This is a genomic window from Bacteroides sp. 41_26, assembly GCF_949740115.1.
Classification (GTDB): domain Bacteria; phylum Bacteroidota; class Bacteroidia; order Bacteroidales; family Bacteroidaceae; genus Bacteroides; species Bacteroides nordii.
In genome coordinates, this window is the sequence record NZ_CATJGZ010000032.1 from 1 (window position 1) to 7,298 (window position 7,298).

Consider the following 7,298-nt stretch of genomic DNA (forward strand, 5'->3'; position numbering starts at 1 on the left):
GGTGCAAGAGTACTGGCTGTAGAGGAGCTTCTGGACTTTACTACTCCTGAAGAACGGTTCAATCGGATTGAGGATTATATTGACAGATTACTGACACTTAACCCGAAGATTACCCAAGGTGAAATATACAGTAAAATCAGGAAGCAGCGTGCCTATATCAAGAAAGGCATTATCTACTTTGATGGTCAGAGCCGTCCGTTGAAACCTTTTATGGCAGAGGCAATCGACCGTAACAACCGTATAGCTATGGTAGAAATGTTCAGTCCGGCTACTGAGGCTGAACGGGATTTGCTTTGTAAGATATTCAATGTTTCCCGGACAGATCTGGTAGATATATCTCCGGAAAGAACACACTACTACACTGATGCTGAAAACCGTCTGCGTGAGATATTCAATGATGAAAATGTTTCCTCTGTCAGAAGCCGACTGCATGAAGAGGGCTTTACTGTCCGTCAGGAAGAAGATGCAACTTATGCTATAAATTTCAAGCAGCATATCATTATAAATCTTACTGAAGATAACTTCAATCTTGACCGGCTAAAGAAACAGTCTGTGAAGCAATCTAATCGACACAAGCATCTGCAAAATAGGAAACCTACTGTGATTCTCTCCGGCATGGGTAAATTGCGTGATTTTGGCGGTGGTAGTCATGGCGATAAACGTGAGTGGGAAGTAGGCCTGAAAGAAAACTATGACAAGGTTGATGATGATTATTCAATTAAAAGATGATTTTAATTGGATATGTATAATAGATATATTTAGATTAACAGATTGGAATCACTCCAACCCGTTAATCTCTTTTTTCCTTTAGCGAATCCATCTTAGCCTCCAAGATATCATTCATAACCAGATAATATGCAATCCTTACGGTATTAAAGTCGTTTGAAAGAGCTGAACTCTCTTTTATCCGGTAATGAGGTTCAACAGCTTTCCCTTCACGAGGATTACCCTTGAAAGTCGTTTTAGGTTTCCCATATCCAAGAGAGAAATAAGTATCATGAGAAGTACGGAATGTAAGTGGGGTAACACAGAAATCACCTGTTGTTTCCTCACCAACAAGAACAGCACTACCGGACTCTTTCAGTATGCTTGCCAAATACTCGGCAGCAGAAAATGTATTTTGGCCAATCATCACATACAGTTTACCCTTGAATGAATTCTCAGACGGAGTTATCAAAGTCTCTGTCCGATAAGGCTGTTTCAAGAGAAGGGCTGCTATCTTCTCCATATTCCTTACAAGTCCACCGGGATTATTCAGCAGATTCAGGATGATACACTGATAATTCTTGACTTTATTATATTTGAGTATGAACTCCTCAGTTTCTTCATCTGTAAAACCTGATAATGACAAGAGAGTGAAGTATTCTTCCTTATCTTTAGGTAAATTCATAATACGCCTATTCTCTGAACTCCTGGCTTCTTTGTTATACTCGGATATATGCTGCATTCCTTCCCTGTTCAATTCTACCATAACATTAAAAACAGAATCATCCCTACAAAGACATAGGTTCCTAACAGTATCGATACAACCTGAAAATACATAATCTGCAGTATGAGCATATCTTCCCTTTTCAGTGGAACCTGTAACGTAATTCTTCATGCTGTCTCTCCATGACAATACATCTATACCATCTATAGATAAAATCCTGTCTCCTTTCTTAAATGGATATTCAGTCAGATTGACTGAGACATACAAAGAATCCCTCCTCCATTCTGCATCTGCCATAGTCGAATATTTCTTATATATTAGGTATGTATGAGAGTTCTTCAACTCAGAGAAATACTGTTGGACTGCTAAAAAATATTCTCTGTTATTCTTTGCGTTATTTACCATAACCGAGTACTTATCACGTAAGGACTTTAGCGATATACCTTTATATTCAGCCAGAGAATAATGTTTCTCGACAATATCACATATCTCTCCGAAATCATCCATGTATTCATTCGGTTCTATATCTTGATCTATGACGAACTGCTTCTCCGGTTTCATCGTAAGGTGATACAATTCCCAATATTGTTGATATTTTTCAATAGTAATATATATTATTCCTCCAAGAATGAAGAGATACAATATAGACACTCGTACGAATCCGAGCCTTTTTCTTTTAATGTAGATAAATATTGAAATACCTATTATAATAACCGCTGAGATTATATCTGCCAAAATGAATGTACTCATATGTATTATCTGCTTGTTACCAATGTTATTTTCACTCCCTCAATAAAACCAATGCTTAACTTTAAAACCTACCGCTAGAAACCAATGTTTGTGGTCAATGCGATAGGTTATGTTAGTGTTAATGCTATTATTTCTAGAACCAATCACGTTCTCTACCTTCTACAATGAAGACGCGAATGATTATAATCCCAATTATGCATCCTACTTGAATGATAGCAAGATTATTCAGAAACACAGTTAGTATCAGGGTTACCAAAAGTAACCAAAAAATAATGTTCGCTATTTTTTTTACTGTTTCCATATACCTTATTATTTAATCCTCCAAAAAATCTGAATATTCAGACAACATGCAGTCATATGCGTGTTCAAGCGCATCATACCCTCCTCTATGACTAGGGTGGCATGTATCAAAATATATTACATCCAAGTCAGAATCATACTTTAAATAATTATTATTAGACCTGATGCCGGAATATGCAGAATTTACTATGTCAAAAATATCACGGCCACAACAGACTATAATATCAGGCTGTAAAATATTTAACTGGTCAGTCAGAAAATCCCTGTTATTTCTTGCATATCTTTTTAAATATGAAGGACTTGTAGATGAAGAGCACTCATCTTTTATTATATTGATTGCAGCAAATGGATAATTATAGAAGGCCTCTCGCATATTATCCCAATCAGTTGCTTCATCATAATCAGGATATCCATCCTCATCAGTATTCATTATACCATATAATCGGGCTAACAGTTCTTGCCATACTGAACTCTCCATTAAGGTATCAAAATCATATGACCGATAATCTTCACCTAAGAGATCAGAATTACTAGGTTGCTTCAATACAAACAAAACCTTTAAATGTTCATCATCCCAATCTTCTTCTGCAGAATTATAAAAAATTCCGTCTTCTACATAAGCTGAATCAAAATAATCAGCATATAACTCATCTAGAGCTTCATTAACATAACTCATAAACGTATTTTTTAATTGTTATTACTTTTCTTCGGTATAATTGTCTGGCTTTACCAAGATTAATTCCAGGGGCCATCTTTTACGCTTCACCTTACACATGATTTTGTCTCCCTTTGTCAAAGTGGAACCCTCCAAAAGTAGCGTTGCTTTGAATTGTGGCTCAAGAATTTTTACTATCACTCTATCCCGCAGAACCGTAACAACCTCAGTTTCATAAAGTTGCTTGGTTGACAGACCATCTATGACTTTCTTTACATAATACCATTTTTCTTTATCATTATAATTAAACTTCAATTCACCAGAGTCATCAACATTAATGGCAGAAAGTCCCAAGTATCTTAAAGAAAGAGGATAGTTGGACATAACCCTTTCGTAAACCTCTTTCGGGAGTTCCCTTCGGTAAATAGTGAATTCCCGATTAAAGTCCTTAAGCTTCATTAATATCTTTCCTTCCTTCGGATTTCTTCTCATGACAACGGTGCTTATAAGCTTTCTCTTTCTGTATTGCTTATTTATATATTCATTGGTGGCCTGAATAAGAGTTTCCTCATCAGGGTTGTCATATTCAAAGTCTGCATATACTTGTCCATTTATATCCACGATACCCCACTTTTCGTCCTTACATACAAAAATAAGGGGGCATGTTTCAGTCGGAAACTGTATCTCACTATAAATACAATCCAGTTTAAGATTTCCGAAACTGTCTGCCAAGCCATATTTTCCATCACAGAATATTTCGTATCGTTCACCTATAGATTGAATCCAATCATACTTGGCTTCTAGAATGACATTGCCACTATCTGTGATTAACCCATAGCAGTTGTCCTGGCAGAATATCAGCGGTCTTTTTGAAATATATTTACTATGAAGAATCGTTTTTTTGTTTGAGATATATCCACAAACATATCCTTTGGATGCATCAAATTCAATAGAGTCATATATAAAATCGCATTTCAGCGTTCTGCTAACCAAATTGAATTCAGCCCAATGCCCCTCCTTGTTCTTTAAATAGGCCCTTTTGTTCTCAAGTTTTATTTCTTCATATTCAGGGTTTACAATCATGTCATCGTCAAAGCCATATGGCTTAACTCCTTTCAAACCGTTTTCTTCAAAAACCTGATATTGCTGATAACATTCTTCTTCCTGCAAATAACTGTCTACTATTTCTTCAGGGATTTGCTGCACGTTGATGTGCAGGTTTCTGAATTTTGCCGGTAGGAACCACACATTTCCTTTTCCATAATAAGGATTCGCAGACATCTTCTCAAGAGCTTCTATGGTTTCATAATTGCTTGCTTTGCTCTTTTTATGAACCACTTCATACAAATGTTTCAAATACACACCGGTATAATTCTCCAGGATCCATTTGGCAACCTCCATATTAAAAGCGATAAAATATGCATTTTCATTATTAACAAGATAGGGATTATCTGATATAATATTGTCAAGTGAACTCATATATATATTGACGCATTTACTTTCGCCATTTATGTTATACCATTCTCCAACTTTCATCTTATATTCTGGAAATACAGGAATCTGGTCGTCTCCATTCTGCAGGTACACATAAAGATTGTCATAGTTTTTTCCGTCATAGAGACAGAATCTAAAGCATCTGTTGTCTTTTCTTCTGAAAAGTTCAAACTTCTTTGCTGTTCCAAAATTGTAGTTCAAGGCTTTGTTTAAAGTCTCAATGGTTCTGATGATTTTCATATTCTATTATCTTAAAAAATGGTTATTCAATCAATTATATTTAGTTCTGCAGTCAGATCCTGCTGAAAAGAGTTCAATCCTGTATACCAGGCTGAAGAGGAAGGATGGTATGGATTGATAACGCTGATGCGATGAGGAATTCCAGGAATTTCCAGATGACAAACATATCCCTGAGTCTGCTCCAACATGTCCTTGTCACACAGATATTCATTGTTCATAACAGGCTTATTTATGATACAACCGCATACAATGACAACATGTGGCTGTAATTTGCGGACAATTTCTATGAAAGCATCAAAGTCTCTCGGTGACAGATCAGCCGAACTTGCTCCGCGATAGAACTCATCCGCGGCAGGAAGAAAGAACTGTACATAATTGGTAAATGCCAGATAGGACCATGTTTGGTCATAGCTTGTGGTTCCAATAATCTTTCCAATAGCTTTAGCAAGATTCTGGTAAGCCTTCGGTTTTTCTTTAATATTATAGCTTGGTTCGTCATGCAGCACACGTCCTAACGGCTGATATATTTTACATGATGTGTCATACTTGCTGGAATCTTTTTTGTTTATATCCGTGCATTCCATGCATGCTTTATCGCCATATACACATGGACAATAAAAGCTGCTTCCCAAAACTAGGATCTTTTTACCATAAGGACCACAACCTGAATGATAGGCAGAACCAATATGTGGCTCGAAAAAATATTTTTTTTTCATAAATCTTTGTTTTTATGATTGTGCCACAAAGGTAGAGCCTATCAAATTAGCCGTTTGTTTACGTAAACAAAAATATTTTGAAAAAATTATCCGATAGGAAATTTCTGCTCTAAGTGAGCATATAAATCATTTACTATATATGGTTCCTTTCTCTCTTTACCGCCAAATTTTCTACTGATAGGAACTTTCAGATTTTCAGGAATAAAGGCGTCATGTGTCTCTTTCATAAATACACGGACAAGGGCTGTCCAAGGAACCGATATAGATGGATTATCCTTATCATATTTATTGTAGTAATACTTATTTAAGAAGTATACAAACGTTCTAATGAGATTGGAAAAATCTTCGTAGTTTTTAATTTTTTCACCAGATTTGCGTCTACTTGTATCGCCTCTACTGCTACCAGACAGTCGGTCTGGATGAATTTTCTGTACAGCATACCCATATTCATATTCGGGGACTTTAGCAACAAACTTTTCCCTTTCTAGATAACTTATAAACTCGTCAAATATTAGGGCTGGAGCGACGCGATCTTTAGTTGGTGGATTCTTACAAGAAAACTTCACTCCTTCTTCTCTAAGGGCTCTATATGCTTCTAGAGTATAATACGGGATGTAGTTCTGTGAATTAGTGCTTTGTTTCGGACTTAACTGTTCTTCTTCATATTTACCATCTAAGTATCTGCTATAAATGAGTCGGATAACTTGAAGGCTATTTGCCGCTACATTAATAATATCTCTCAGATAATTCAATCGAATCCAGAAAGGCCAATATGTGCCACTGTCGTCATTATCTGTTTGCTGGATAATAATGGCTATGGGATAATCTGCGAACATAGCTCCGAGACGCTGTGTCACAAATGCCTGAAGACAATTCCAATGCTTTTTATAAACGTCTTGGATCAAGGTTTCGTGTTCATGAATATACTTTTCATTTGTTATCGCTTTACAACCAAAGTAAATCCCTGTTGAGGGAGACGTTGTTTCGTATTCAATAAGGAATTCGTAGTAACTTTTTTCATCAATATCAAGACGGGGCAATTTATACATGATATAATTCTTGTCTATCCGGTCCCTTACTTGATTATCAATATGAAACCCCTTAGCTATGAGTTCATCATATTGGTTCAACAAAGAATCAGTATAATCCTGAGATGCTTTACACAAGAAACCATCCGTGTTTTTAAATGTTTCATCTACTGCAGACTTAATGTATTCAAGTCTGGGATACTTGATATTTTCTTCCATTCTATTTCGTTTAATATTTTATATAAATACTAAAATATCACGTAACAATGTAATATAATCACTAGAATTCCTTTATGTGACCTATTAAAATGAACCTATTATATTATATACATTCACATATTATCACATAATACTGTTCCATGATATGTTTGTAAAGTTACAAAATAACAATAAGATAAAAAATTGAGAATTAATAATATCAGATATTTTTCATTGTATATACTGTATGAGCTTCAATATTTCCCACCATTATAAGAATATATTCTTGTAACCATTTCAGTTTAAAGAAGCCGAATAACTCAATAAAATATATCTAAATATCCCAGTTTAACCAACCTAAATCACAATTGTGTTGCACATTTCTTACCTGAGAATCTTGGTTAATACATTTGTCACAAAATCAATCAATACTTGAAATGATACAGACTCCGGTTATAGTGACATTTGCCAATCAGAAGGGAGGTGTA

The 7,298-nt window shown here is 35.6% G+C and carries 5 protein-coding genes and 1 pseudogene; 1 reads left to right on the forward strand and 5 read right to left on the reverse strand.

The window, feature by feature from the left end; all coding sequences use genetic code 11:
- Positions 1–729, forward strand: a pseudogene (locus tag QX565_RS00455) (relaxase/mobilization nuclease domain-containing protein); the annotation flags it as partial.
- 61 nt (positions 730–790) lie between these two features.
- On the opposite strand, the gene QX565_RS00460 reads toward QX565_RS00455, so the two are convergent.
- From QX565_RS00460 to QX565_RS00480, 5 genes are all read right to left on the reverse strand, one after another.
- The gene (locus QX565_RS00460; RefSeq protein WP_289290592.1) at positions 791–2,179 is read right to left on the reverse strand and encodes a S41 family peptidase; all 1,389 of its coding nucleotides are present in this window, start codon (positions 2,177–2,179) and stop codon (positions 791–793) included.
- Between the two features lie 313 nt (positions 2,180–2,492).
- Entirely contained in the window at positions 2,493–3,155 is a 663-nt protein-coding gene (locus tag QX565_RS00465) for a hypothetical protein (protein WP_289290594.1), read from the reverse strand.
- 21 nt (positions 3,156–3,176) lie between these two features.
- A complete protein-coding gene (locus QX565_RS00470) occupies positions 3,177–4,868 on the reverse strand; it encodes a WG repeat-containing protein (protein WP_289290596.1) in 1,692 nt (563 codons plus the stop codon).
- Positions 4,869–4,894: 26 nt separating this feature from the next.
- Positions 4,895–5,584 (reverse strand): hypothetical protein, encoded by a 690-nt coding sequence (locus tag QX565_RS00475; RefSeq protein ID WP_289290598.1) that lies wholly within the window; start codon positions 5,582–5,584, stop codon positions 4,895–4,897.
- A gap of 86 nt (positions 5,585–5,670) precedes the next feature.
- The gene (locus tag QX565_RS00480; RefSeq protein ID WP_289290601.1) at positions 5,671–6,831 is read right to left on the reverse strand and encodes a hypothetical protein; all 1,161 of its coding nucleotides are present in this window, start codon (positions 6,829–6,831) and stop codon (positions 5,671–5,673) included.
- Between the last annotated feature and the right edge of the window lie 467 nt (positions 6,832–7,298).